At 48.6% G+C, this 26,441-nt stretch carries 17 protein-coding genes and 1 tRNA gene; 7 read left to right on the top strand and 11 right to left on the bottom strand.

What is annotated here, in order from left to right; translation table 11 throughout:
* Nucleotides 1–20: 20 nt before the first annotated feature.
* Genes EPD17_RS12370 through EPD17_RS12360 form a run of 3 tightly spaced genes read right to left on the bottom strand, consistent with a single transcriptional unit; the run spans nt 21 to nt 3,595 of the window.
* Nucleotides 21–1,190 carry an ABC transporter permease gene (locus tag EPD17_RS12370; protein WP_132054629.1) on the bottom strand — a complete coding sequence of 390 codons (1,170 nt, stop codon included), beginning with the start codon at nt 1,188–1,190 and terminating at the stop codon, nt 21–23.
* A gap of 49 nt (nt 1,191–1,239) precedes the next feature.
* Nucleotides 1,240–2,217, bottom strand: coding sequence for an HlyD family secretion protein (locus tag EPD17_RS12365; RefSeq protein WP_132054627.1), 978 nt, complete (start codon nt 2,215–2,217; stop codon nt 1,240–1,242).
* Between the two features lie 13 nt (nt 2,218–2,230).
* Nucleotides 2,231–3,595 (bottom strand): TolC family protein, encoded by a 1,365-nt coding sequence (locus EPD17_RS12360; RefSeq protein WP_132054625.1) that lies wholly within the window; start codon nt 3,593–3,595, stop codon nt 2,231–2,233.
* Between the two features lie 214 nt (nt 3,596–3,809).
* Between EPD17_RS12360 and EPD17_RS12355 the strand changes: the two genes are divergently transcribed.
* Together EPD17_RS12355 and EPD17_RS12350 are read left to right on the top strand one after the other, a co-directional pair.
* Entirely contained in the window at nt 3,810–4,700 is an 891-nt protein-coding gene (locus tag EPD17_RS12355; RefSeq protein WP_132054623.1) for an AraC family transcriptional regulator, read from the top strand.
* Between the two features lie 201 nt (nt 4,701–4,901).
* A complete protein-coding gene (locus EPD17_RS12350) occupies nt 4,902–5,150 on the top strand; it encodes a hypothetical protein (RefSeq protein WP_132054621.1) in 249 nt (82 codons plus the stop codon).
* On the opposite strand, the gene EPD17_RS12345 is transcribed toward EPD17_RS12350, so the two are convergent.
* Nucleotides 5,113–5,200, bottom strand: a tRNA-Ser gene (locus EPD17_RS12345). The two genes, EPD17_RS12350 and EPD17_RS12345, sit on opposite strands and share 38 nt — an antisense overlap.
* A gap of 122 nt (nt 5,201–5,322) precedes the next feature.
* On the opposite strand from EPD17_RS12345, the gene EPD17_RS12340 reads away from it, so the two are divergent.
* Nucleotides 5,323–5,757: a CBS domain-containing protein gene (locus EPD17_RS12340; protein ID WP_132054619.1), complete on the top strand. Its 435-nt coding sequence runs from the start codon at nt 5,323–5,325 to the stop codon at nt 5,755–5,757.
* Nucleotides 5,758–6,039: 282 nt separating this feature from the next.
* Here EPD17_RS12340 and EPD17_RS12335 read toward each other — a convergent pair whose 3' ends face one another.
* A complete protein-coding gene (locus EPD17_RS12335; RefSeq protein WP_132054617.1) occupies nt 6,040–8,151 on the bottom strand; it encodes an endonuclease MutS2 in 2,112 nt (703 codons plus the stop codon).
* 401 nt (nt 8,152–8,552) lie between these two features.
* Between EPD17_RS12335 and msrA the strand changes: the two genes are divergently transcribed.
* Nucleotides 8,553–9,101 (top strand): peptide-methionine (S)-S-oxide reductase MsrA, encoded by a 549-nt coding sequence (msrA, locus tag EPD17_RS12330; RefSeq protein WP_132054615.1) that lies wholly within the window; start codon nt 8,553–8,555, stop codon nt 9,099–9,101.
* 132 nt (nt 9,102–9,233) lie between these two features.
* A complete protein-coding gene (locus EPD17_RS12325; protein ID WP_132054613.1) occupies nt 9,234–10,283 on the top strand; it encodes a beta propeller repeat protein in 1,050 nt (349 codons plus the stop codon).
* Between the two features lie 52 nt (nt 10,284–10,335).
* Here EPD17_RS12325 and EPD17_RS12320 read toward each other — a convergent pair whose 3' ends face one another.
* The 3 genes from EPD17_RS12320 to smc all read right to left on the bottom strand — a co-directional run bounded on the left by EPD17_RS12320 (nt 10,336) and on the right by smc (nt 15,055).
* The gene (locus EPD17_RS12320; RefSeq protein WP_132054611.1) at nt 10,336–10,926 is read right to left on the bottom strand and encodes a peroxiredoxin-like family protein; all 591 of its coding nucleotides are present in this window, start codon (nt 10,924–10,926) and stop codon (nt 10,336–10,338) included.
* A gap of 92 nt (nt 10,927–11,018) precedes the next feature.
* Nucleotides 11,019–11,348, bottom strand: coding sequence for a DMT family protein (locus tag EPD17_RS12315; protein ID WP_132054609.1), 330 nt, complete (start codon nt 11,346–11,348; stop codon nt 11,019–11,021).
* Between the two features lie 68 nt (nt 11,349–11,416).
* Nucleotides 11,417–15,055 carry a chromosome segregation protein SMC gene (smc, locus tag EPD17_RS12310; protein ID WP_240040604.1) on the bottom strand — a complete coding sequence of 1,213 codons (3,639 nt, stop codon included), beginning with the start codon at nt 15,053–15,055 and terminating at the stop codon, nt 11,417–11,419.
* 104 nt (nt 15,056–15,159) lie between these two features.
* Between smc and EPD17_RS12305 the strand changes: the two genes are divergently transcribed.
* Together EPD17_RS12305 and EPD17_RS12300 are read left to right on the top strand one after the other, a co-directional pair.
* Nucleotides 15,160–15,942 carry a universal stress protein gene (locus EPD17_RS12305; protein ID WP_114234023.1) on the top strand — a complete coding sequence of 261 codons (783 nt, stop codon included), beginning with the start codon at nt 15,160–15,162 and terminating at the stop codon, nt 15,940–15,942.
* Between the two features lie 185 nt (nt 15,943–16,127).
* Nucleotides 16,128–17,075 carry an arginase gene (locus tag EPD17_RS12300; RefSeq protein WP_132054607.1) on the top strand — a complete coding sequence of 316 codons (948 nt, stop codon included), beginning with the start codon at nt 16,128–16,130 and terminating at the stop codon, nt 17,073–17,075.
* 331 nt (nt 17,076–17,406) lie between these two features.
* Here the strand turns inward: EPD17_RS12300 and EPD17_RS12295 are convergent, their stop codons facing one another.
* The 3 genes from EPD17_RS12295 to EPD17_RS12285 form a co-directional block, all read right to left on the bottom strand.
* Entirely contained in the window at nt 17,407–18,435 is a 1,029-nt protein-coding gene (locus EPD17_RS12295; protein ID WP_123893316.1) for a glycosyltransferase family 2 protein, read from the bottom strand.
* 113 nt (nt 18,436–18,548) lie between these two features.
* Nucleotides 18,549–19,406: an ABC transporter permease gene (locus EPD17_RS12290; protein WP_132054605.1), complete on the bottom strand. Its 858-nt coding sequence runs from the start codon at nt 19,404–19,406 to the stop codon at nt 18,549–18,551.
* Between the two features lie 305 nt (nt 19,407–19,711).
* Entirely contained in the window at nt 19,712–26,107 is a 6,396-nt protein-coding gene (locus EPD17_RS12285) for an Ig-like domain-containing protein (RefSeq protein ID WP_132054603.1), read from the bottom strand.
* Nucleotides 26,108–26,441 lie beyond the last annotated feature (334 nt).

Here is a 26,441-nt window from a genome sequence, read left to right as displayed (position 1 = left end):
AAGGGCGGTGCAAACGGTTATTAATTCACCAGCGCAGCCTGCTTTCGTTGCCTGTAAATTTTTACCTGTAACAAAATTGTCATCAGCAAAAAACAAAAGCAGCTGATCCAAATCAGCGCCATTAACTGCGTATGAATATCTGCCACGGTTCCGCGGTAAATAGCAATGCGCCGGAAGGCCTGCAGGAAATGCGTCAACGGTAACAAATTGGAAAACTGCTGTATGAGCCGGGGCATGGCTTCTATCGGCCATGTGTAACCGCTAAGTAAGAAGGAAGGCGTGGCCAGCACCATCAGCAATTCGGTGGCTTTTAACTGGCTGGGTATGGCCAGCGAAAACAACATGCCAATAAACATGCAGGCCAGTGTAAATATGCTTACCAGCAAAACCATTGGCCAGGTAAATACCGGGATACCGATGCCAAATAATGGATAAAAGCTGCCCACAATCAGCCACATTACAATACTAAGTAAAACAAAGGGTAAAGCTTTTAGCACAATATGGTACAGCGACCATTGGCTGGCAGCTGCCAGCTTGTTGAAATATCCATCCTCAAAATCACGGGCAAATACAAGCGCCAATCCTAAAAACAACACCTGCTGCATGATCGTGCCTAGAATTCCCGGCATCATCAGCTCCATATAATTGGATGCGGGATTGTACAACCTGTTGTAATTTACTCTGAACGGCTCGTATCGCTGCGCAGCAGTAGCCGGGTCGGCACCGGCTTTTTTCAGGCCTTCAATCTCCACGCCTGCACTGATGGTGCCCAATACCGTTTGTATGGCCCGTGTGGCAAAATTGGCCGGCACTAGGTTGGCCAGGTTAATATCCACCTGCACTTCCGGATACCGCTTTTGCAGCACGGCCGCTTCAAAGCCATCGGGAATGGTAAGAATGGCTACGTATTCTTTAGAGGGCATCTCTGCGGCAATATTATCCGGTGCATATTGCACCTTCGTTACCAGCAATGCCTCGTTGTCGCCAAGGGCATCGATGATTTTGCCTGATAGTGGCGAGTTGTCTTCATCAATCACCACAACAGGCATATCGGTAAGCTTGCCTTTTTTATACACGTTGGCAAACATGACGCCGTAAAGGGTCGGTGCGCCAAAGAAAATGGCTACCAGCACACTGTTTGAAAAGATGCGTCGGAACTCCACTCGCAGTAAATGAATAATTTGTTTCATTCCGGAATTGTTTATAATCAAAGCCAGCTTATGTAATTGGCTATGTCGTTTATTGTTTTTGATCGAGTAACACGGTAGCGTTGGTATATAATCCGGATGCATCTTCTATATTCATGGGTACTACCTTCAATTCAAAAATGCTTTCTCCCAGTTTATAGTTAGGTGATGTGCTGGTGTTTTCTGCATACTTCGGCAGTTGTCGTACACTCGCTACTTTGGCTGCAATAGTTTTATCCGTAAAAGGCACTTTAACCGTAACCTGCTGGTTCAACCGGAACGCATTAATCTTTGATTCACTCACCGTAAAACGGAAATAGGTGGTGCCGGTTTGAAACCCGTTGAAAATGGTGTAGCCCGGCGTAGCCAGCTCGCCTTGTTTCAAAGCGATGCTTTCGATTACCATATCTGCAGGAGCAGTGATATAACGTTCTTTCTCCGCCTGCAACAATTCGTTTTTCGCGCCAGAAGCCCGTTGTACCTGTCCGCGGGCTGCCTGGATATTTTCGGGTCGTGCACCTTTTTGCACTTCCCTCCTTTTTGCTTGCAGTGCCCGAACCTGGGCCTGCGCTGCCCTGTACTTGCTGCGCACCTCATCAAACTGTTGTGCGGAAATTAGCGAGTCGGCGTACATGTTGCTCATACGCTGGTACGACTCTTCGGCAAATTGCAGCTGTGCATCGGCTGCGTCAATTTGCCCTTGCACCTGCGCCACCTGGTCGGCGGTGGCACCATTCAGCGCAAGGTTCAACTGGCCCTGTGCGCTTTCGATGGCACCGTCGGCCTGCTCAAGTTTGGCGCCAATCTCCGGCACGTCCAGCACAGCCAGTGTATCGCCTTTCTGTACGGCTTGTCCTTCGCTGACATTGATCTGCAAAATGCGGCCGGCAACTTTGGGCACCACCGATACTGTTTCCTGTTTTACTTTTCCCTGGTTTTCGATGCTGCCGTCGGTAGCAGTTTTTTGATCACTACATGACATGAGCAACAAAAGCGGAAAAGCAGCCATGGATCGAGAACTGTATTTCATGATCAATCAAGTTTTAAAAATCTTCCAACAAGGTTCCATTTACATGGAGCAATTGCAAACTGGCCCGGCGCTGTTCGTAATAAGCCTGCTGCAGATCAAACCGGGCTTTTTCAAGGTTGTTCAGCGCATTCAGCAATTCGGTAATGGTCGTAAGCCCGTTTTTGTATTGCTTAGAAACAAATTCGAGCGACTCATCCGACAGCGCCACCTGTGCCTTCAACATGGTAATACGCTGGTTGGCCGTACGTAATTCATGCCCGGCTTTTGCTTTTCCCAATTGAATAAGGTCTTCTGCGCTTTGTTTTTGCACTTCAAAAGCATGGCGATCAAGTGCTACTTTACGTGCATTATTGCGTGCCGTAAAGCCATCGAACAGGCTCCATTGCAAACGTAAACCTGCGTACCACCTGGGGTCAAGAAGTGAAAGGTCTTGTTTGCGAAATTCGTATTGGGCAAAAGCGGCCACTTTGGGAATGTATTCACTTCGTTCCGCCTTTTCCTTATAGTGGGTAGCCGCAATGGCTTCATTAAGTGACTTAATTTCGGAGCGTTCCGCTACGGCCGTATCGTTGGCGAGCAGCATGGGCTGCAACCTTGGCTGGAGACCATTGAGTGTAGTAAATTGAACGCCGGTAAGCTGGTGCAAACGTTCCACCAGTGTAAGGCGGTTACCATCGTTTTCTATAATACGTAGTTGCAGTTTTTGTTGGGCCAGTTCAATTTTTTTCCGTTCTATCGGGGTGGCCAAACCGTTTTTGATCGCGCCTTCCACAAACCTAAGTTGCTGATCAAGCAACGCATCGGAGCTTTTGATTACGCTATCCGATGCGTAAAGCAAGGCTAGCTTGTCGTAGAGGTCTGCGATATCCAACAGCAATCCTGCCTGTTGTTTTTCATTGCCGTAAGCCAGCGCTTTTTGCTGGTGCTGGTACGCCCTGATACCGTTTTCTATTTTGAAGCCACTGAACAATACCCACTGCATATTGCCCGTAATCTTAAAAATATCCTTCTGCTGAATAGCTGGTACGGGTTGCAGCTTTACCGATGGCGGTAACTGGCTGTTGAAAGGAAGGCCGGCTCCTTCTTTTATCAACAGGCGCTGTGTACCCAACAGGAGCGACTGCATATCCTGCGGAAAAAGAATATCATCATTCAAGCGGGTGTAGGTTGCATTTGCCGATAGCCGGGGCAAATAATTGTAGCGGGTCGTTTGTTCTTCAATTTTTGCCTGCTGCACCCGGATGTTGTTCAATTGAATGGTGTCACTTTTTCCGTAGGCCATGTGTACAAGATGGCGAAGTGCCTCATCAAACTGTTGGGCCTGCGACAAAGTGCTGAGCAACACCAATAACCCGGTTAGAATTTTTTTGCGCTTCATGTTTATTCTTTAATGATTAAGAATGTAAACAGGTACAAAATTAATATTCTAGATGGCCGTTATTTCGTCTGTTCTTCGGGTAGGTTGGTCAAAATGAGAACAAAATGGAATTAAGGGTAAGGATCAATAGGAATGATGGGTGAGAACAGCCAGGGTATTCGTGGCCTAACAACTGAACACGCAAAGCGTTCACTACACGTTCGTATTTTTGGGTATGTCGTTGCCGAAGCTTACCGATATCACGATTGCGCACCTCAAAGAAGTTTACCAATTTGAATGGAGCACCCATGATTTTCTGGTATCCGACGAACAACATTACCTCCGTATGCACGATGTGCCCATGCACGTGGATGGTTACCTGATTGGCATCTGCACGCAGGGAAACATAAAGATGGAGATCAACTTAACGGTATATGAAGGTGGCGCCCATTCCATGATCATTACCACGCCGCACCCGGTACTGAAAGTGCTGGAAACCAGTGCGGATTTTCGCTGCCGTTTTATTGTTTTCTCCCCTCGTTTCCTTACGGCTAATTATATCAACCCGCATGTGTTGGACAGGTTCCAGTTTGCTAGGGTGGCTGCCGTACCAGTAGTACACCTCCAACCCACCGAAGCGATGCAGTTGCAGACACTGTTTATTTATATCTGGCAGCGCTTTCAGGAAACGACGCACCCCTTTCGCAAAGAAATTACAGGCAACCTGCTGATGGCGTTGCTGCACGATTTTGAAGGGGCTTACCAATTGCATTTTCAACAGGTGCAAAAAAAGCAAAGCCGCAAAGAGGAGCTCAACACCAAATTTCACGAGCTCCTGTTCCGTCATTTCAGGCAGGAACACGGTGTGCGGTTTTATGCCGGCAAACTATACGTAACCCCTAAATATTTATCTGAAACGGTAAAAGGAACAACTGGCCGAACGGCCAGCGAATGGATAGATGCGGCCCTTGCTGTGGAAGCCCAGGCCCTGTTGCAAAATCCGGATTTATCGGTGCAACAGGTGGCCAATGAACTCAGCTTTCCGGACCAGTCATCGTTTGGCAAGTTTTTCAAAAAGCAGGTGGGTATTTCCCCTTCTGACTACCGGAGGGGCGTGCCGGTGTAGACAAGCGCAGCGATAATCCCGAATTAAATTGCAACACCAGCACTAAACTTCTGTGATCTTTTCGCCAGTTCCGAATGAGGCAGGCTTTTTTTCCTGCACAACACATGTTTCCAAAGCAAATTTGCAATAACCAATAATGGGCCATCTCGAACCCAGGAAGTGAACACAGTCGTAAGGTGTATTGGGATGCCAAATTTAAGTTTGGCCGAAGTGAAATCAGGGTCAATCAGTTTTATCTCGGTTCGTCACGGTGCGGCGGCAAGCGGGGCATTAGATGCATTGATCGATAACGGAAACTTGAAACAAAAGGATGGCCCCGCTTTTTATTATACCATTTCTTTTGTACAACAAGCTTTGCATCGAAGGCTGTATAACAAAACAGGCCCCGATTTGATCGGGGCCTGTTTTGTTATGGCGGAGAGAGAGGGATTCGAACCCCCGGACCTTTAACAGTCAACGGTTTTCAAGACCGCCGCAATCGACCGCTCTGCCATCTCTCCGGCGCGAAAATAGGAGAACCGCGCCTGATGACAAAAATTTTTCACTGCAGTTTTTAAACTTTGTTGTGCCGCACTGCTTAATGTCGTAAATTCCAAATCACAATACCTAAATTTTATTCAGTATGAGAAGCGTTGCCCAAATATTACGGCGTAAAGGCAGTACTACAACAGCAGTTGGCCCACAAACTTCGGTGCTGGAGGCGCTCCGCATTATGGCAGAACAAAACATCGGGTCGGTAATGGTAATTGAGCACAACCAGTTATTGGGCATTATGACGGAACGCGACTATTCGCGTAAAGTGATTTTGAATGGAAAGTCGTCAACCGATACGCCGGTAGAAGAAATTATGTCGACCAGTTTTCCGGCGGTTTCGCCCCGCGATTCGATTGAGCATTGCATGCAACTGATGTCGGATTTGAATATCCGATACCTGCCGGTTTATGATGGTGGCGAATTGTGCGGCATTGTTTCGATGAACGATGTGGTAAGAGAAACCATTTCGGCGCAGGCCGAAACTATTTCATCATTGAAAGATTATATGCACTCAGGAAGATAAAAGCAATTGTCTATATAAAAGAAAAGGACCTGCACATGATGTGCAGGTCCTTTTCTTTTATGGTGTACCGTGATTGTAGTTGATGCTAAAAATGAGTAACCTATTCCGAGAATACCGTGTCACGCCGAACAAGTTTCGGCATCTCATTCAAAGCAAGTGATCTTACAAAAAAGGTTTACTCTTATTCGTTGCGTCGCCTAAAAACTTAGGAGATGCCGAAACAAATTCGGCATGACAACCCTAAAAATCGAAATGCCTTTCAATTAGGTAATCGCGATGACTCTATTCCACCTCTTTCTCCTTTACCACAACCAAGTCATCCAAATCAACGGTGATGGGAATGATGCCCAACTGAACAATGGCCTTTTTGCCGCGCAACTCTTTTACCTCTCCTACCTTATGTGCTTTTTTCATCCACACTTTAGCGCCGGGGATAATTTCGCCGCCAACTTCCTGGTATTTTGAGTTGATCTTCTTTTTTACTTTTTCAGCGCTTTGCTGTTGTTTTTGTTTAAACAATAAAGCCTGCAATTGCTTCATCAGCTCCCGCTTGTCTTCCGATGTTTCCGCTTTGCGCCAGTCGAGCACCACTTGCCGCAACTTTCGCTCCATGTCTTTCAGGTAAACGATGCGGTCTTCGGTAATGCGGTTTTGCTGCTTCAACAATTCAACCTGCTGGCGGTGTTTTTCCTTATTCATCAACACTTCCATTTCCCTTTTCAGGCGGTCATTTTCTTTGAGCAGCCCGTTCAGCTCTTTTTGTTTTTGTTCCACCTGCCGCAAATCCTGTTCGGTGCGGTTAAGTAGTTTATCCAGCTTAAAATGGTCTTCATCAACCAGCTGCCTTGCCCTGTCGATGAGGCGTTTTTCCAGGCCAATGCGCTGTGCAATGGCGAAGGTGTACGAGCTGCCTGGTTTGCCCACCGTGAGTTTATACAACGGCATCAGGCTTTGTTCGTCAAACTGCATGGCGCCGTTCAAAATACCGGGCGTTTTATTGGCCATCACTTTCAGGTTGAGGTAGTGCGTGGTTACAATACCCATGGCGTGTTTGCGGGCCAGTTCTTCGAGGATCACTTCGGCAAATGCGCCGCCTAAGTTTGGATCAGAACCACTGCCTAATTCATCTATAAAAAACAGCGTTTTGCCATTGGCCGATTGCATGAATTCTTTCATGCTCAGGAGGTGACTGCTGTAGGTGCTCAACTCAAATTCCAAACTTTGCGTGTCGCCAATATGGATCATTAATTGTTTGAAAATGCCGAACTCCGAGCTTGGATGTACCGGCACCAACAAACCGCTTTGCACCATGATCTGGAGCAGGCCCACCGTTTTCATCGTTACCGTTTTACCACCAGCGTTCGGTCCGCTGATCACAAGGATGCGATTAGCTGCATCGAGTGTCAAATCGGTTGGGATCGTCGTTTTGCCGCTGCGCAAATTGTATAAAAACAGCAGCGGGTGATATGCCCGCACCAGGTGGATATGTGCCTTATCGGTCAGCACCGGGTACTCGGCTTTTATTTCAATACCGAACGATGCTTTTGCCCGTATAAAATCATACTCACCCACAATGTTGTGGTAGGTGGTGAGCAAGGGCGCATACACGGCCAGTCGGCTGGTCAGTTCGCGCAGAATGCGATACACCTCCTTCCGTTCGGCGCTTTCCAGTTCGTATATATCGTTATTGAGTTCTATGGTTTCTTCTGGTTCAATAAACGAAGTTCGGCGGCTGTCGCTTTCGCCATGGATGATGCCTTTAACGGTGCGTTTTTGCTCGGCGTAAACCGCCACTACCCTGCGGCCGTTCATAAAGCTTTCTTCAATTTCCGACAGGTAACCCAGCTTATTCAGCTTGCCCACAATGCGGTCGAACATGCGGCGCAGATCGTTGCGTTTGCGGTACAGCCCCATACGAATGTCCTGCAACTCTGCCGATGCACTGTCTTTTACCACGCCGGTTTCGTCCACCACTTCGTCAATCAGTTGCAGCACTGCCTTTTCATAATAAGTGCCTTCAATCACCAACGCCAGCGCATCATACGATTCGCGGCGCTCTTTATCAAACCAACGGAAAATGGCTTCGAGGCTCAGCACCAGTTTGCGCAGCCCCACCAATTGCTCGCCGGTAAGTACAGCACCGGGAATGCCCAAAAGTTTTAAGTCTTTTGAGAGGTTTAGTATATAATCGTTCGGAAAATAAATGCCATTTTGCAGCAGTTGCCTGAACTGGTGCGTCTGTTTTAACTCGCGTTCAATAAAATCCTTCCGGGTATGGATGCGCAGCTCCTTCGATTTGTTGCGGGCATACTCCGAGCGGCATTTGGCATGCAGCAACTCTTTCACTTTGTCAAATTCAAGTTGTACAGCGGCCGATTCTGGAAATAACTTCATTTAGTGTTTCTCGTGCTATTGCTTTTTACATCAGGTGCGGCATAGGGTGTTTTTACTGCTACATGTTCACTCCTTTTTGCCCACCTCTATTATTCCATTTAAATTAGGTCTGCAAAGATAAACCCGGCGGCCGTTTCATAATAAACGCAGCTGTTATTTATCCTTTAAGAGCGGCATCAATGTTTTAACTGTTAAGAGCATTGTCCTAAAAAAGTGTAAAAGGTAGCCACAACCAACTGTTAAAGTGTTTTTTGCTTAATTTCCGGCACCATATAGAATTGGATATTTGTATTTCAAATCATCTCATGATGAAAATGACCTTTGCCACGCTTTTGGCGATCAGTTTTTTTTCCTGCACGTCGGAGAACAAATACAATGCGATGAGTTCATCCCTGATACACATGACTGAACAAACTGACACGGCGACTTTTGGCACCGGTTGTTTTTGGTGTACCGAGGCAATCTTCGAGCAACTCAACGGGGTGTTGAAAGTAACCTCGGGCTACTCGGGTGGGCATGTTGAAAATCCAAGCTACAAGGAAGTGTGCACCGGCGAAACCGGGCACGCCGAATGTGTACAGATCCAATACGAGCCGGACAAAATTTCGTACGACGAATTGCTCGAAGTGTTTTGGCAGGTGCACGACCCCACTACCCTTAACCGCCAGGGCGCCGATATAGGTACGCAATACCGCAGCGCCATTTTTTACCACAACGATACGCAGAAGCAAAAAGCAGAACATTATAAAACCGAACTGCAGAAAAGCGGTGCCTTTCCAAAACCTATTGTGACGGAAATTGCAGCAGCGGCAAAGTTTTACCCGGCCGAAGATTACCACCAGGAATATTATTACAACAATAAAAACACCAACCCCTACTGCGCCGTAGTCATCCGGCCCAAGTTGGAAAAGTTCCAAAAGGTGTTTGCAAGTAAGTTAAAAACCCATTGATTGATGGAGGCTTCGGCCTCCTTTTTTATTGCTGTAAAAAAATCGATGCCGCTAGTCTTGCTGTATACACGAAAACCCCACCACCATTTTGTCTAAGCAAACATCCCGTAAATTGCTGTGCAAACTACACTGATGAAAACGTTGACCCTTTGCCTGTTGCTGGTGGCTGCCACCACATTTGCCCAACAAAAACCGGAAGTAACATTGCTGACTTCAGGCACCAAAACCAGCCTGCGCGGCATCAGCGTGGTTAACGACCGCGTGGTTTGGGCCAGCGGCTCCAACGGCACCGTTGCCCGTAGCACCGATGCCGGCAAAACCTGGAAATGGCTGGTGGTTAAGGGTTTTGAGCAACGCGACTTTCGCGACATTGAAGCGTTTGACGCTACCACAGCCATTATTATGGCTATTGATGCACCTGCATATATTTTAAAAACAGTGGACGGCGGGCAAACATGGAAATCGGTTTATGAAAATAAAACGCCGGGCATGTTTCTCGACGCGATGGAGTTTTGGAACGACCAGGCAGGCATCGTGATTGGCGACCCCATCAACGGTAAAGTGTTTGTGGCCCGCACATTTGACAACGGCAACACTTGGAAAGAACTACCCGAAATCAATAAACCAACTGTTGCGCAAGGTGAAGCATTTTTTGCATCGAGCGGCACCAATGTGCGGGTGTTGGATAAAGACGAAGCGGTGATGGTTTCCGGCGGCACAAAGTCGCAAGTGTTTATCCGCGATCAGAAAATCACGCTGCCGCTGGTACAAGGCGGCGAAACAACCGGCGCCAACTCGGTGGCCGTGCAGGATAAAAACAGCCGTAAAGGCGGCAATACTATGATTGTGGTGGGCGGCGATTTTACCAAACCTTCGTCCGATTCGCTGAACTGCTTCATCAGCACCGACCGCGGCGCCAGCTGGAAAGCGCCGCGCAAAGGCCCGCGGGGTTACCGCAGTGCCGTGGAGTATCTTTCTAAGAAACATTTGGTTACCTGCGGACCAACCGGTGTTGATTATTCAACCGATGGCGGCCAAACCTGGAAGGGCATTTCCGATGAAGGTTTTCATGCAGTGCGGATTGCCAAGAACGGCAGCGCCGTGTTTTTGTGTGGCGGTAACGGCAAAATTGCTAAGCTGGACTACACAAAAGAACAAAAACCTGCGCAACCCAAATTTTAAGCATTGGGCTGCCGCAGGCTTTTGGGCAAAATATTTATAGCTAAATGTTCCCCTATTTTATCTCGTCTAAGAGTTCCCGCACTGAAGGCCGTTTTTTGTAATCTTCTTCAAAAAAGCGGTAAGTGATCGAGCCGTCTTTGTTGATAATGTAGACAGCAGGCACCGGCAATTGGGCTTTGCCTTTTTGCCCGTTGGTCTGCAGCAGGTCGATGCCCGCATTTTTATACCGGGTGGTGGTGCGTTCGTCCACATCGTAAGCCACTTTATACGCCTTGGCAATTTTCATTTCATCGTCGGAAAGAATAGAATACATGGCTTTTGTTTTCTCGATCGACTGTGCCACGCCGGCCGATTGCTCCGGGGTAATGGCTACCAAAGTGGCACCTTTGTCGATGATCATTTGCAGCGAGTCCTGCATTTTAGCGAGATGGCGATTGCAGTACGGGCACCAGTTGCCGCGGTAAAACATCACCACCACTGGTCCTTTTTTACGCAACTCACGGAGGCTTATTTCCATGCCGCTTTGGTCTTTGCCCTTAAACTCCGGCGCTTTTGAATTGATGAACAAACCTTCCGGTTTGCCTTGCGCAGATAAAGTAAAAGAAGCAGCCACAACGGCTATGAAGGTCATCAGTTTTTTCATCGTGCTGTTATTGCTTTATAAAAATAGCCTTGGCTGCGCAATAACAGCGTGTGGGCCGGCTGAATTAACAGAATGAAAAGCGCGGTGCCGAGCTATTTACGGAACATAACCCAAACCGCCGCCAGCAGCAAAAGGAAAGCATACACGTATTTCATGTGGAAAGGCTCCTTCAGCACATACATGGCAAATGCTGCAAATACCACAAGGGTAATCACCTCTTGCACAATCTTTAGCTGAAAAGCATTGAACCCACCCGAATATCCGAGCCGGTTGGCGGGCACCATCAGGCAGTATTCAAAAAACGCAATACCCCAACTGATCAAAATGGCTTTCCACAACGGCCAGCCGTCCTGTTTGAGGTGGTAGTACCAGGCGTAGGTCATGAATATGTTGGAGATCACCAATAAAATAATGGTGCGCATGCTGGTGCAATTTTGACGAAATCATCGAACTGTTGGCGCCGAAGCACCACCGTTTTTACGATGCGGTATTAATTATTCAGGCTGCGGAAATCCACCGGTACCAATTTGCTCACGCCGGGTTCCTGCATCGTTACCCCATAAATAACATCCACCGTACTCATGGTGGTTTTGTTGTGCGTTACAATGATGAACTGCGAATTGGCCGAAAACTCGCGGATCATTTTGGTGAATTTGCCCACGTTGGCATCGTCCAGCGGTGCGTCCACCTCATCGAGGATACAAAACGGCGCCGGCTTGATGAGGTAAATGGCAAACAGCAGCGCCGTGGCGGTAAGCGTACGTTCGCCGCCGCTCAATTGACCAATGCTGGCCGGTCGCTTGCCTTTTGGCTTTGCCATGATGTCGATGCCGGTTTCCGCCAGGTTGTCCGGGTTTTCCAGGATCAGGTCGCACTGATCGTCTTCGGTAAACAGGGCTTTAAATACCTTATGGAAATTTTCCCGCACCACGTTGAAGGTGTCGAGGAACTTTTGGTTGGCCGTGGTTTCCACTTCCGCAATGGTTTGCAGCAGGCTTTCTTTAGCACTCACCAGGTCGTCGCGCTGCTCCACGATGAAGTCGTAGCGCTTTTTCATTTCCTCGTACGCTTCAATGGCCGTCGGGTTTACTTCGCCCAGGTTTTCGAGGCGTTTTTTCATCCGGTCGGCACGCTCCTGCAATTCCTCGGCTGGCGTATCTGAGGTTCGCGGCTCATCCAAAATATCTTCCAGCACCACCCTGAATTCCACTTTCAGCCGCTCTTTCATTCCGGCCAGTTGCAGTTTCAGGTCGGTCAGCTTTTCCTTGATGCCCGAAAGCAGTTGTTCCAGTGCATCTTTTTCTTTGGTGCGCTGGCGCAGGGCCGTTTCCCGTGCATTCAACTCATTGCGCAGCACATAAAACGCCTGGTCGGTTTCGTTGAGTGCCTGTTGCTCCTGTTCGCGGCGGCGCATCAGTTCAATCAGGGCTTCTTCCACCTCTTTCAACTTGGCCGCCGATTCTTCGATGTTGGCAGTCGTTTCGCCCAGTTGCGCTGTATTGCTTTGCACCTGTGCGTTCAGGTCGGTAAGCTGGTTGGTCTTAAACTGCAACTCCTGCTTTAGCCCGGCCACCTTGCTTTGCTGGCGGGTGATGCGCAGGTTGCTTTCATTATATAATGCGTTGATTTCGTTGTATTGCTGTTCAAAACTTCGGTACTGGCTTTCCGCATCCTGAAGCTGGTCGGCATAGCCGCTCAATTGGCTGCTTAGCGATTTCAGCTCCGAACGAACCCCGTCGATCGAACCATGTGTTTGCTCGAGTTGCAGGTTCAAATCTTCGAGCCGGCGGCGGCCCTGGCTTTGTGCATGCTGCAGGTTTTCGGCTTTGTTTTGGAGGCCAAAAACGGCGTTATTCATTTGCTGCAGTTCCCGTTCCAGTTCGCGGATCTGGCCTTCTTTCAGGTTGGCGTTGTATACCAACACTTCCTGCTGCCTTGCCTGGATTTGTGCCGTAAGACCAGCTACCACCGTTTTCTGCGCCTCAATTTGTTCGCGCAACTTTTCCAGGTTTTTTGCCCGGCCAATTTTTTTACCTTCAAAAAGACCAACGCTGCCGCCGCTGAGGGTAAACTCGCCCTTTACGTATTTGCCGGTTTTTTCCAGGATCACCGAGCCGTTGCTTTCAGCCAATGCGCCTTCGTCGTTGGCAATAAAAACGTTGCCCAGCAGCTGTTGCGCCAGCGGGCGGTATTGCTCGTCCACTTCAATCACGTCCATTGCCGGCGTAGTGCCGCCCGGTTGGTGGCCTGCAGCATCTGCCGCTTTTACTTTATCGAGTAAAAAGAAATTGGCTTTGCCTTTTTTGGCGCCTTCCAACAGATGCACAGCCTGCATGCCTTCGGCCAGGTTCTCCACCACGTAGTAGTTGAGGTAAGGCTCCAGCACATTTTCAACCGCTGCGCGGTATTCTTCTTTTACATAAATAATGTCTGATAAAATGGGCGCCTGGTGGTTCCAGCCCCCATTGTTGTGCAGAAATTTTACACTTTCCGGGTAACCTTCCATCTTATCAACCAGGCTTTTCAACAGGTCGTGCTCGTTGCGACGGGCATCCAGAATGCGGTTTTCCGCGGCTAGGTTGGCGCGAAGGCTTTCCAGTGCGCCCTGGGTTTGCAAAATCTGCTCTTTTGTCCGTGCCTGGTGTTCGTGCAGGGCCTCCAGTTCTGCGCCTTTTTCGGCCAACTGCTTTTCTTTGGAAATGCGCTCCGCTTCCAGGCTTTCGATTTGCACTGCCCGCTGGTCCCGCTCTTCTTCAATTTGGTGAATGGTGCGCAGGAGGTTTTGAATGGAAGTATCGGCTACGGCCACTTTTTTCTCTGCATCAAACTGGCTGCGCTGCACCTGTTGGTAGGCGGTACGCAGGTGGTTCAGCTGCGACCGGTTTTCATCCAGCACTGCCCTTTTTTCATCCACCTGGGCCCGCAATTCTTCGATTTGGTCGGAGATGCCTTCCAATGCCGCCTCTTCGTCGGTGAGTTGTGTTTGGGTAAAACGGATGCTTTCTTCGAGGCCGCTTACCTGACTACCCGCCCGCTCCAGGAATTGCTGGATGCCGCCTTGCCGTTCTTTTAAGTATTCGAGGCGCTGTGCCGCCAGGTTTTTTTCGTTTTCCCTAGTGCGCACACCCTGCACCAATTCGTTGAACTGCGCCTGCATGGCATGCAGCTGGCGTTCCCTTTCCACGAAGCCAACCTTGTCAGATTCCAATGCGGCTTCGGAGGTGGCAATTTCCGCTTCCAGTGCTATGCGTTTGTCGCCTTCCCGGTCGTGCTGTTCATTTAAATCTTTGTATGTCAGGTTGAAGCCTTCCAATGCAGCCTTGGCTAATTCAATGCTTACCTCGCGATATTCCTTTTTTATTTCATGCCACTTCTGTGCCTTTTTTGCCTGATTTTCAAGCGTTTTAAGCTGGTTGTTGATTTCAAATAAGAGGTCCTCAATCCGGGCCAGATCCTGCTCCGTGGCATCAAGTTTTTGTTTCGCTTCTTTTTTTCTGGTCTTATAAATGGAGATGCCGGCAGCCTGTTCCAACATGCGGCGGCGGCTATTATCCTTGTCTTTAATGAGGTCATCCACCATGCCCAGCTCAATAATGGCGTAGGAATCGGTGGACACACCCGTATCCATGAACAGGTTTTGGATGTCCTTGAGCCGGCATTGAACATCGTTCAGCCGGTATTCACTTTCGCCGCTTTTGAAAAATTTGCGGGTAATGGTGATGGTGCTGAATTCGGTGGGCAGTAGGTTCTTGGTGTTTTCAAAAGTAATGCTCACCTCCGCCAGGCCGCTGGCGCTGCGTGTTTTTGAGCCGTTAAACACCAGGCTGTCGAGGTTTTCCGATCGCAGCTGGCTGATCTTTTGTTCGCCAATCACCCAGCGAATGCTGTCGATGATGTTGCTTTTGCCGCAGCCGTTGGGCCCAACAATGCCGGTGATGTTTTCGTCGAAGCTGACGAAGGTTTTATCCGCAAAACTTTTAAAACCTTTTATTTCAAGTGACTTTAGTCGCACTAATGCTATTTTTTTGGAACGGGCAAATATAGGCGAAAGGGTAAATAGAGGCGTTGTTTTAACTTTTGGGGATTGGCGCTGAATTCCATCGATGCAGGTTGCCGAAATCTGGATCAAACTTTTGTTTTACCAAGGCCCTTCTTTTTCGACCAAGACAGTCCCCAACTCAACGTTACCGCTTTAATCCCTATATTGAACAGCCATTTGAAAAAAAGAAACACATGACCATTATTGTTCCTACCGATTTTTCCGCTACCGCAAACAATGCCGCCAACTATGCCGTTCGCATGCTGCACGGCACTTACGACAATACGCTGATCCTGTACCATGTTTATGATAAGGCGGCCGATGAGGCAGATGCACAGGCGAATATGGACCTTCTGAAAAGTGAAATGCAATCGCAGGGAGCCGTAAAAATTGAAACCCGCTGCGAGCTGAATTCTGATTTTATCAACAGTCTTGAGCGCCTGGCCCGCCATTTCAGCGCCGGCCTGGTTGTGATGGGTATTACCGGGAAGAGCCGCCTGGAGCAGGTGTTTTTTGGTTCCAACACGCTGAAAATGGTAGAACGGAACGTGTGCCCGGTGCTGATTGTGCCACCGGCAGCGCAGTTTACCAAGGTAACCAACGTGGCCCTCACATCCGATTTTCACGATGTGCGCCATTCCATTCCGCATGTACCCATCAAGCGGACCTTGGAGCTGTTCCGCCCTTCGCTGCATATTGTGAACGTAAATAGCGAGCACTATGTTTCACTGACTGAGGAATACTTGGAGCAGCGCGGACTGCTGGTGGAAATGTTCCGCGAGTTCAACCCCGAGTTTTATTTTATCGGCACTTACAATGTTGAAGAAACCATCCAGACCTTTGTGATGGATAAAAATATTGACATGCTCATTACTGTGCCGCGGCAGCGCAACCTGTTTGCTTCGTTTTACAAAACGAGCACTACCCGCAAGCTGGCCTACGAAAGCACTGTTCCTATTTTAGCTGCCCATGAGTAATTTTATACCGATTGGCCCGGCCCGATTTCCGCTGTTGTATTTTATATTATTAAAATATGGCGGCAAGAATTGGCTGGGGCAATTTTCGGATATTGCAGGCTGGATGTCAACTAGAGGGCAAACGCTTATTCAGCCGCCTGGGCCATACAGCGCGGCGCCCTGCTTTTGTGAACGAAAATGATTGCATGAAAAACATTAAGATTATCGAGGTGCCATCGGAAATCGGGGCAGGCACGCGGGGTGCATCTTTGGGCATCGAAGCCATCAAGATTGCCTCACTCGACTTCATGAGCTCATTTTTTATTCATTTTCCCAGCGAAAAAATTCCCCACGAAAACAAATTATTGTACGAACCCATCGAATCGCCTTATGCCAAGCGCATCAAAGGGGTGTTGCAGATGTATGAAAAAATAAGCAAGGCCGTTCAGGACTCAACTCGGCAGGGCTTTTTCCCGGTGGTCATCTCTGGCGATCACTCCAACAGCGGCGGCACCATTGCGGGCATTAAAGCGGCCAAGCCCGGTAGCAAGCTGGGCGTAATTTGGATCGATGCCCACTCCGACCTGCACACGCCGTACACTACGCCTTCGGGCAATTTGCACGGCATGCCGCTGGCGGCGGCGCTGGCTGAAGACAACCTGGAATCGGCCGTGCATGAACTGGACGACGAAACGATTGACTGTTGGAACCGATTAAAGAACGTAGGAAATGTATCGCCAAAAGTATTGCCGGAAGATGTTGTGTTCATTGCGCTGCGCGACTATGAAAAAGAAGAACGGGCACTGATTGAGAAATACGGCATCAGGGTAATCTCGGTAAAGGAGGTGCGCAACAAAGGCGTGGAAAACGTTTTTAAATCCGTAAACCGCTACCTGAGCGACTGCACCGATATTTATGTTTCTTTTGACGTGGATTCGCTGGATTCTTCCATTTCCAAAGGCACCGGCACTCCGGTAGGCAACGGCCTTCGGGAACGTGAGGCTGAGGATTTGGTGAGTAAACTGATGCAAAATCGGAAAGTTTGCTGCTTAGAAATTACTGAAGTAAACCCAACATTGGACAAGGAAAATTTAATGGCGGAGATCGCATTTAATATCCTTCAGCGAAGTGTGAATGTCTTAATGATGAGTTAGAAAATGAATTATGAATAATTCTCTAGAAACTGATTTGTATACATTTACAAAGATTTACTTCTTATTAATCGTTGTGAAAATTTGACGCTCTGGTCGAAAGAATTTTCGTTTCCAATGTTCTCAGATTTTTTCATCGATCACAAAAAAGCAGGTGTCCCATAAGTGACACCTGCTTTTTTATAAAGGGATTTCAATTAATTCTTTGCTGGGTGAATATAGACCTGTATATGCTTTTGGGTTTCAGAGTCCGACAGTGAGACATTTACAATGTAGGCTTTCGTACTAAGAGTTGCACGACACCAACGAGTATAAATACAGGTTTACTTTTTTCCTATTCCCCAAACCAAACTTTCCGGTAAGCTCCCCGCATGGCAGGCAGCCAGGTTTTGGGCATCATCATGATCATGCGGATAAAATAAGATTTGCAGGTAAGAAACGGATCCCGGTACAATTTCAGCGCTTCGTTCATTTGGGTCATCACCACGTTTTTGTCGTGGGTGCGGTACCAAAGACTGTAACAAATATTGAGCGAAGTATAAGCCCAGTATTTCCGGGCTTCCGTAGCGGCTTGCTTTTGCTGCTCTTTCGGCAGGTGCTCCGCAATCCGTTTGATCACTTTTGCCAGGTCACGGATGTTTTCGCCGGTCATGTAGCTGCGGCGGGTGATCGATGATGGATGCACCCGGTACACCGCCAGCGCTTCCGGCGTATACACGATCGGGTAGTTTTTAGCGATGCGCACCCACATTTCCCAATCTTCGCCGTAAGTGGCCAGGTAAAACGAACCCAATTGCTCATACGCCTCGCGTTTTACTACCATACAGGCATACTGCAGCCAGGGCTTGCTACCCATTCGGTACAGAGCGTTTTTGATGATGCCGCGTTCCGGCTCCATTTTACCGGAGGTGGCAAAAAACTCGCTGGTGGGGCCCATCATATCAAAAGCGCAAAAAGCGGCTCCGGCTTCGGGATAGGTTTCAAAAATTCCCATCATCGTGTCGTAAAAGCCGGGATGCACTTTGTCATCGCCATGGAGAATATGAACATAATGACCTCGGGCACGTTGGATGCATGTTTGGAAATTCCATAAGCTGCCCACATTTGCCTGCTGGCGGTAATAAGCAACACGGCCACCACCCACCCGCTGCACCAATCCTTCAACATCGGCATCGGTACTAAAATCGTCGATCACTTCAATTTGCATGTCCTCCGCACTCCAACCTTGCTGCAACACACTTTCCAATGCCTCCTGTATATACTCGGTGCAATTAAATACCGGTACCATTACCGATATCTTCGGCCGGTGCACACCCGGCGCGACAGGATCAATCGAAGGAGGCGTTGACGGAATTCTTTCCACTAAATATATTTTATTCCAACAGGCAGGCAATTTGAATATAAACCCAACCTAGAAAAAATTAATGTAATAACAATTTTATTCTAAACGACGAAACAGAATAAAATGATGAGGCGCTACACAACGTCCATTAACCGGTCGCCGGTTTTATTAAAAAATAAAATGCCGCTTAGCAATATCACCACCATAAAAGCAATCCCATACAGCACCTGGCCGGTGCTCACCATGCCTTTTCCCAAAATTGCCAGGCGGAACAATTCGAACTGGCCCGACAAGGGATTGATGTCGACCAACCACTTTACTTTTTCCGGAACGATTGACAGCGAATAAAACACAGGACAAACAAACATCAGCAGGCTGTTGATGATGCCGATCATGTTCGACAGGTCGCGGTATTTGGCGGTCAAAATCGAAAAGATCAACCCGCTGCCCAACGCAATCCCCGAAACAGTGATCACCGCAGGGATTATATACAATACCTGCAGCCCTGAAAATTCAATTCGATCGGTTGCGAAAAAGTATGAATAAAATAAAATGAGAAAACCCATTTGAATGGCAAACCGCAACAAGTGCAGCGCCACTACTGAAAGGGGAATAATGAGCCTTGGAAAATAAACTTTAGAAAAAACATTGGCGTTGGCTACAAATGTGCCGGAGGTGCCGTTAAAAATATCGGAAAATAAATTCCAAAGGTTGATGCCCGTGAGGTAAAACAGCACCGGCGGCACACCCAGCGTGGACAGGCCGATTACTTTGTTGAACACCACCAGGTAAATAGCCATGGTAAGCAGTGGCTGTATCACCACCCACACCGGCCCAAGCAGGGTTTGCTGGTAGCGCAACAAAAACTCTTTGCGTACCATACGCGACAACAAATCACGGTATTGCAGCAGCTCCTTGAAACTTGCGCCCAGCCAGCTTGTTTCAGGCTTGATAACCCAGTTCCATTGCACCCGTTCTTGTTGCATTTGCATGTATTATTTTGAAATAACCAACCGGCCATAAAAGAGCGGCGGGCCTGGTAGTTTTGGTGTTAGTAAAATTCGTTTTCGTTGACAGGATGATCAGGGTAATATGGAAAAAATATTTATGTGTTTCAGCCGATTATGCAGCATTGAAACAGTCAAATGTTGCAACATGCTAATCGGGCACTAAAATAAGATAACCCTTAAACATGAACACATTTTTTTTATTGTTCATGTTTTGTAAAGGCAGTTATTAAAAGACCCGCAGTAAATGGCTGCGGGTCTTTTTTGTAATGTTATTTCAACTATGATGCTTAACGTGCAATCACTACTTTCTGATAAATCATCTTATCGAAAAAGGTCACACCGTCGTTCAACTTGATGGCAACGATGTATGCACCGTTGGGTAGTCCGGTACCATTCAAATTGAACTTATGCACCAAACCCGGTTCCAGAATGCCCTGGTGGATATTGGCGATCATTTGTCCTGACGGCGCAATCAATTGTGCCACCACGTATGATTTTGCCTGCACAGCCACTTCCAGTGTTGCCTGGTTGCTAAATGGATTCGGGTACGATTTGATGTGGCCCGGTTGGTTGGCCGTATTGCTCATTTGCACCGTTACCAACACCGCCGCTGCAGTGGATGTAAGGCCGTGGTTGTCGGTCGCTTGGGCGGTTATCTGGTATGTACCACCAACTTCCGCTTTCCAGTCGATGCGGAAAGGAGCAGTTTTGCTTTCACCGATCTTTTCGCCGTTGGCAAAGAATTCTACTTTTACTATAGCGCCATCTTTGTCTGTTGCATTAGCGGCTACCGAAATGGTGGCGGGCAACACGTACACGCTGTTGGCAATTGGGTTGACTACGTCCACAACCGGCGCTACCTGCGGCGTAGTTACGGTCAGCGTCACTACGTTCGAAGTTGCAGTCATGCCGCTGTTGTCAGTTGCTTTAGCAGTGATCTTATAAACACCTGCTGCTGCAAATTGCGCAGTCCATTCAAATGGTGCAGTCTGGTCTTCGCCCAACTTTGTGGTACCGTTGAAAAATTCAACTTTCACTACCGAGCCATCGCTGTCAGATGCTTTTGCCGACAGGGTGATTTTTTCTCCGGTTTTGGCTGCTGTTTTATTGGCACCCAAAGAAATTACCGGTGCAACTGGTGCGGGCTTGCTCACAGAGAGTGCCACCACTTGCGATACGGTAGCCATACCGCCATCGTCCGTTGCCTTCGCAGTGAAATTATGTACGCCGGGTTGCAGTTTTTTCACTTCGTACACATAAGGGCTGGTGGCTGTTTCACCCACTTTCACGCCGTTGTTAAAGAACTCCACTTTAGTAATGGAACCATCAGGGTCGGACGCCAGGGCCAGCAGTGAAACTGATTCGGCCAGCGATGACAAGCCTGTTTTGCCGCCTTGCGTTTTGGTCAGGCTTACTTCAGGAGCCTGGTTCTTTTTGGTAGCAATAATGGTTACTACTTCTGATGTTGCAGTCAAGCCATTGTTGTCCGTTGCTTTTGCAGTTACGGTGTATGTACCTGCCTGCGACATGGTCCATTTGTATTGGAATGGCGCTCTTGTAGCTTCGCCCAGTTTTTTGCCGGCGCTGAAAAATTCCACCTTAACGATAGAGCCGTCTGCATCTGTTGCATTAGCGGTAAGTGTAACACTAGCCGGTGCTGCAATGCTGCTGGCTGAAGATGCAAGCGTTACAACCGGAGCCACAGGAGCGGATTTTACCACTATTGAAACGCTGCTGGACGTATTGCTCAGTCCGTCGTTATCGGTTGCTTTTGCAGTGATGTTATAAATGCCGGCAGCTACATTGCTCCAGGTCATTTCAAATGGAGCGGCCAGGTCCTCTCCTATCTTTTGTGTGCCATTGAAGAATTCAACTTTAGCAACGGTGCCATCGTTGTCGGTGGCTGTTGCAGCTATTTTAATAGTAGCCGGCGCAATAACATTAGCAGTTACCGACGTAGCTGTAACAGAAATTGCAGGTGCCGTTTTTAGTGGCGCATTTACAGTGATCGCTGTGTTGCCAGATACAGTGCTGAGGCCGCTGTTGTCCGTAGCTTTCACCGTAATGCTGTAATTACCTGTTGCAACGTTTGTCCATGACATGCTGTACGGTGCTGCAGTGGCTGCTCCTATTTTATTGCCGTTGGCAAAAAACTCGACGAGGGAAATGGTCCCATCCGCATCGGTAGCATTGGCGGCGATGTTGATGGTGGACGGTGCAGTAAACGATGTTCCCGCCACCGGCGCAGTGATGGCCACTACTGGCGCAACAGGTGCTGCATTTACTATAATATTTACGGTAGTCGATGTCGTAGTCAAGCCATCATTATCGATTGCTTTAGCTGTGTAGGAATAAGTTCCCGCGGTAAGCCCGCTGAGCGCAAATGTGTAAGGCGCGGTAACGTCTTCACCGATTTTAGTGCTGCCCTGGTAAAATTCTACCTTAACAACATTTCCATCCGTATCCGCAGCAGTTGCTTGCAGCGTCACGTTAGCTGGTGCAGCGAAAGTGCTGTTCGTGGTGGCAGTTGTCAAGCTTACAGTCGGCGCTACTTTCGCAACCGGTGCTGGGTTCACAAGCACTTGTACGGCTTGCGACGTGCTCATTGCGCCTTTATTATCCGTTGCTTTTACGGTAAAGGTATAAGTGCCTTGGGCAACACCAATCCACTGGAAAGTGTAGGGCGCAGTAAGGTCTTCACCTATTTTATTTCCGTTCGCAAAAAATTCAACTTTCGATATAGTACCATCGCTGTCTGTTGCGGTGGCTGACAAATCAATCGTTGCCGGAGCGGTAAAAGTTTGTGCGGCAGCAGGTGCGATTAATGAAACAACCGGCGCTACGTTTGGTTTTTCTGCCACAGTTAACGAAACCGAATTAGAAGTGGCTGACAGATTGCTGTTGTCAGTTGCTTTCGCCGTGATAGCGTATGTACCTACTGCAACATTCGACCATGCAAATGCATATGGAGCCGTTGTGTCCTCGCCTATTTTATTACCATTTACAAAGAACTCCACTCGGACGATAGCACCATCGCTGTCTGTTGCGTTGGCTGCAATGCTGATGGTTGCCGGTGCATTGATGTTGGCACCAGTAGTTGGTGCGGTCAATGCAACTCTAGGCGCCTGCGGTGCGGCCTGCACACTCAGTGGGAGCACCGAAGATGTTGCAGTCAGGCCGTCATTGTCGGTTGCTTTTGCAGTAATGCTGTAGCTGCCTGCGGCGATATTGCTCCATGTCATTTCATAAGGCGCCGAATTGTCTTCGCCAATCTTTTGGGTACCGTTAAAAAACTCAACCAATGTAATAGTGCCATCGCTGTCGGTAGCTGTTGCTATCAATTTAAATGATGCAGGCGCTACCTGTGTAGCCAATGTTTGGCTGGTGCTCACTGAAACTTTTGGTGCCACTTTAACCGGCGCATTTACCGTAATGGTTGCACTTTGCGAAGTAGCTGCTGCGCCATCGTTGTCAATGGCACGTGCCGTAAATGCATAGCTGCCGGCAGCCAGACCGCTTACTGAGAAAGTATATGGTGCGGATAGGTCTTCACCTACTTTGGTGCTGCCCTGGTAAAATTCAACTTTGGCGACAGTGCCGTCGCTATCGGCAGCGTTCGCGGCTAGGCTTACCGTGGCCGGTGCAATAAACTGGTTGCCCGATGCAGGTGCGGTGAGGATTACTGTTGGAGCAACGTTTGGTACAGGCGCTGCGCTAACAACTACCTGCATGCTTTGCGAAGTGCCCACTACACCTTTGTCGTCTACTGCTTTTACACTCAGCATGTATGTGCCTTGGGCTACGTTACCCCACTGGAAGGTATATGGTGCAGACAAGTCTTCACCAATCTTTACATTACCCTGGTAAAACTCAACACGCTGTACCGAACCATCCGCATCCGATGCATTTGCTGCGATGGTAATGTTGGCAGGTGCTGTAAAGGCACTGCCTGCTGCGGGCGACACGATCTGAGCAGTAGGTGCCTGGTTGGGCACGGTAGTGCTGGCAGCTACGTTCAGCCACACGGTGTATTTTTTTACCACACCGCCTGTTGTTACACTCAGCTCGGCACGGTGCCTGCCTTGTGCAAGGCCACGGGCAATGGCGGTAAGTGGAATGTTAGACAGTGCTTTTTCACCTTCGATGGAGCCACTGGTTTGACCCAGGCGCAGCCATGATGCGTTGCTTTGTGCGGTCCAGGAAAGGGCTGCGGTGCCGCTGTTCCACAATATAAACGAACCTTTTGCTGTGTCGGACCCGGTTGGTGCGGAAAGGTCCACCACATGCAGCGGTGCTTCCAACACGCCGCCCAATGTTTGCGTAGAATTTAAATCATTAGTTGTGCGGGTAAAATAAAAAGTAGTTGCAAAATTTTCAAAGCTGTTGCCACGCAGGGCCAGTTTTGCGGTTACCTCTTTACCATAACCCGTTCCATTACCACGGAATGTATTGTTGTAAAAAATCTGGTTGGTGATGGCACCGGGCCGTTCGGTATGAAACCCAATGGGTGTTCCCTGTATGTTGTTGTGTTCATACACCGCACCATCCGTGATCGCTGGCGTAAAATTGTAATGGGTGTTTTCAATAGCCGCCAGCGTCGGGTTTTGAATATAATTTTTACGGTAAATGGTTCCAAAAATACCGATGCCACTTGGGTTCGTTACATCCATGATATTTTGAATGGCCACCCGGCAGTTGATGTATTTATTGTTGGTGTAAATGGTAAAATAATTTGCACCTACCGGCCAAGCTGAATTGGACTGTTGCGCCCAGTTGGCAGTGCCCTGGCGCAGTTGGTGAAACGTGTTATTGTCAACAATGAAGTTGTACGAGTTGCCATAAGGTTGTACGCCTGCAGCAGCTACGTGGTCTTTGTTGGTAACCGCGTATGGCTTGCCATCAAGGAAGTTTTTATAAATGGCAGTACGGTCCGACACCATGCCGATGCTCAGCGTGCTGGCTGCATCAGGAATTACATTCCATGGCTCATCCAGCGAAAGGACACCGCCGTTGTTTGCAGTAATCCTGCGCGACTGGCCCATGCCGCGGCCGCTGGTTACGATAAGGTAATATGCATTTTGCGCAGTGTTGGTCCAGCCGCTTACGGTTGTAGATTCTGTTGTAGATGAATTGGCGTTGCCTTTCCATACACCCACAAAACCCTCGAAGAGAAACTGCTCGCCGGAGTTCTGGTCGGTGTCGTACAACCGCGGTGTCATATCGGTAGTGGTGTTATGGCCCAGGTAAGTGCACTTGCTGGAGCCCCAGTTACCAAGGAATGCCATAAAACGGCCTTTACCCCAACCGGTACCATCGTACTGGTTTGAGTTGTCGTAGTCTTTACAGGTTGAGTTCGTCATGCTCACACCGGTTGCGCCCCAAGAGTGCCAGGCCATGTCGGTATCGTTGGTCATGCGGTAATCGCAACGATCAATGAACAGTTGCGAAGCGGTTCCCAAAAAGGTGTGCTGGCCAATCAGTTCAACGTTGGTGAGGTATACATATTTGGCGTTGTTGATATCAAGTACTTTATAATTTTTACAAGCCAGGCGTACATTGGTCATCCAGATATTCTGGCTACCCACCAGGTAAATCGGCTTTTCGGTGCTGCCGCGATAGCTGCTGTTGGCGTCGAGGGTCAGGTCATTGAGTTCGAAGAATCTTGGGTTGCCAAACAAAAACGCATACGGAGAAGAAAACGTCGGACCACATTTAATAAACGTGCGGTCGCGGCCTTCGCCCTGCCAGCGGTTGTTGCTGTGGGCTTCCATGATGCCATTTACAATGTATGTTCCGGCAGGAAAGTATAGTGTAGCACCAGGATTATTTTTTGCCAAAGCAATTACGCTGGTTATAGCTTTTGTGTCGTCTGTGACACCATCGCCTTTTGCGCCATAGTTTTTTACGTTATAGGTGGTGCCGGTCCATTTTACGCCATCATAGATGGTGAGGTTGATGGGGTTGCCCCAGCCATAGTCGCCACCATGGCCATTGTGTGCCCACACTTCATATTCACCGTTGGCAAAGCCGTCCGGCACTACAAAGTCCACTTTATATGGGTTCACCCGCTTTACCGATGCCCACTGGCCTGCACCGGATGATTTGCTCCGTACATACACATATGCCGTTGTGGTATCACCACCGCGGGACAGGTTGCGGCCATACACCGATATGGTGGCGCCACGCGTTGCCTTGTCGGGTCCTACCCACCAGGCATCGGTTTTGTTGATGGCAATGGGGTTGCCATAGCCTGCATCGTTGCCGGGCCACATCAGGTACATGCCCCAGGAGGGAATGTTGCGTGGAATGGTTACAATGGCACGGTCGCCATCGAGGCGCTGGATTTGGGCATCGCCCTGCACGCCGGATGCGCTGTAGAGGGTAAAGCGGGTGTCTTTACCTACGTCGGTGCCGCTGTGGCGGGAAAAGGACACACCGGTCATGATCACTGATTCATCGGGGCCCGCGGTGCGGGTCCATTCTGCCACCTGTGGCGCATCGCCGGAAGGGCTGCCACCAAAGGGAGGAGCAAACGACTCGCCGGGTGCAGATACACCAGACGGCTTCTGGAAACGAGCAAGTGCGGGAAATTGCGTTTGTGCTTGTACTGTTGTGCAGATCGACAACAAGAGGGTGAGCATGCACAGGTATGTGCATTGCACCTTTTGCTTCATAGGATACATAGAGTACGGTTTTACTTGGATACCTACAGCCGCCTAAGGAGCCTTGCTGTAAGTTGTGGGTTGCAATGGATTAGGTTGCAAACGCCATTTTTTGGATACGGTTTTTCTAATACGATACTGGATTATTTCTTGCCGACGCTAATCAAAAAAACAAAAAAATCTGTTTTCAAATTAAACCACGATCAACTGTTACAGTCATAATACGTTTTGTAAAAAACGGCTCAATCCTGTAAAATTTGCACAAGGCTACCGAAAAGAATGCCAATAAACAATGAGGTTTATTTATTTTTTTAAAATGAAATATATAGCCTTAAGCCCTACTAAGTAAATACTT

Origin of the sequence: Pseudocnuella soli, from assembly GCF_004347775.1 — a bacterium.
Classification (GTDB): domain Bacteria; phylum Bacteroidota; class Bacteroidia; order Chitinophagales; family Chitinophagaceae; genus Flavisolibacter; species Flavisolibacter aquaticus.
The sequence above is the reverse complement of the archived record's forward strand: the minus strand, read 5'-3'. Positions and strand labels throughout refer to the sequence as shown.

Excerpts from the sequence above, each read along its gene's own strand:
- EPD17_RS12370 (WP_132054629.1), bottom strand. The coding sequence starts at position 1,190 with ATGAAACAAATTATTCATTTACTGCGAGTGGAGTTCCGACGCATCTTT.
- EPD17_RS12365 (WP_132054627.1), bottom strand. The coding sequence starts at position 2,217 with ATGAAATACAGTTCTCGATCCATGGCTGCTTTTCCGCTTTTGTTGCTC.
- EPD17_RS12360 (WP_132054625.1), bottom strand. The coding sequence starts at position 3,595 with ATGAAGCGCAAAAAAATTCTAACCGGGTTATTGGTGTTGCTCAGCACT.
- EPD17_RS12355 (WP_132054623.1), top strand. The coding sequence starts at position 3,810 with ATGTCGTTGCCGAAGCTTACCGATATCACGATTGCGCACCTCAAAGAA.
- EPD17_RS12340 (WP_132054619.1), top strand. The coding sequence starts at position 5,323 with ATGAGAAGCGTTGCCCAAATATTACGGCGTAAAGGCAGTACTACAACA.
- EPD17_RS12335 (WP_132054617.1), bottom strand. The coding sequence starts at position 8,151 with ATGAAGTTATTTCCAGAATCGGCCGCTGTACAACTTGAATTTGACAAA.
- msrA (WP_132054615.1), top strand. The coding sequence starts at position 8,553 with ATGACTGAACAAACTGACACGGCGACTTTTGGCACCGGTTGTTTTTGG.
- EPD17_RS12325 (WP_132054613.1), top strand. The coding sequence starts at position 9,234 with ATGAAAACGTTGACCCTTTGCCTGTTGCTGGTGGCTGCCACCACATTT.
- EPD17_RS12320 (WP_132054611.1), bottom strand. The coding sequence starts at position 10,926 with ATGAAAAAACTGATGACCTTCATAGCCGTTGTGGCTGCTTCTTTTACT.
- EPD17_RS12315 (WP_132054609.1), bottom strand. The coding sequence starts at position 11,348 with ATGCGCACCATTATTTTATTGGTGATCTCCAACATATTCATGACCTAC.
- EPD17_RS12305 (WP_114234023.1), top strand. The coding sequence starts at position 15,160 with ATGACCATTATTGTTCCTACCGATTTTTCCGCTACCGCAAACAATGCC.
- EPD17_RS12300 (WP_132054607.1), top strand. The coding sequence starts at position 16,128 with ATGAAAAACATTAAGATTATCGAGGTGCCATCGGAAATCGGGGCAGGC.
- EPD17_RS12290 (WP_132054605.1), bottom strand. The coding sequence starts at position 19,406 with ATGCAAATGCAACAAGAACGGGTGCAATGGAACTGGGTTATCAAGCCT.
- EPD17_RS12285 (WP_132054603.1), bottom strand. The coding sequence starts at position 26,107 with ATGTATCCTATGAAGCAAAAGGTGCAATGCACATACCTGTGCATGCTC.